The 466-nt window shown below is 74.0% G+C and carries 1 protein-coding gene; it reads right to left on the bottom strand.

What is annotated here, in order from left to right; all coding sequences use genetic code 11:
• Positions 1–175: 175 nt before the first annotated feature.
• On the bottom strand, positions 176–466 hold a 291-nt coding region (locus BIV03_RS13270), incomplete at its 5' end, for a BLUF domain-containing protein (protein ID WP_139201980.1).

Genomic DNA, 466 nt, shown 5'->3' with positions numbered 1-466 from the left:
CGACGACGGCGGCGGCGCGAACATCGGCGCCGGGATCCTCGGGGTGTTCGGCCTGGGCGTCGGTGCGCTCGGGCTGGTCGTGCTCGCCGCTGCGGGCAGTGCGGCCGCGGTCACCCGTGTCCGGCGCCGACGAGCGCACTGACGCGGGACGGCACGGGGGCCGGGCTGCTGCGGGTCAGCGGTCGTGGAGCTCGCGGTCGCGGAACCACTTCAGCAGCCAGGCCGCGCTCGTGCGGTCGAAGGACCGCGGGAAGTCGACGCCGTCGGTGAGGAACGGGCTGAAGCCCTCCTCGGCGGCGATGTCGGAGTCGTCGAGCGACCGGTAGGCCATCGACCAGCCGTCGAACCGACGGCGTTCGATGTCCTCGCGCACGAGGGACTTCACCTCGCCGTGGCGGGGGTCGCGCGCGATCGCGGCGAACCGGTCGTCCACGCTCCACGCCGGGCCCTCGAGCAGCTGCATGAA

This window comes from Curtobacterium sp. MCBA15_016, assembly GCF_001865105.1.
GTDB lineage: Bacteria > Actinomycetota > Actinomycetes > Actinomycetales > Microbacteriaceae > Curtobacterium.
This window is presented reverse-complemented; position numbering and strand designations above follow the sequence as displayed.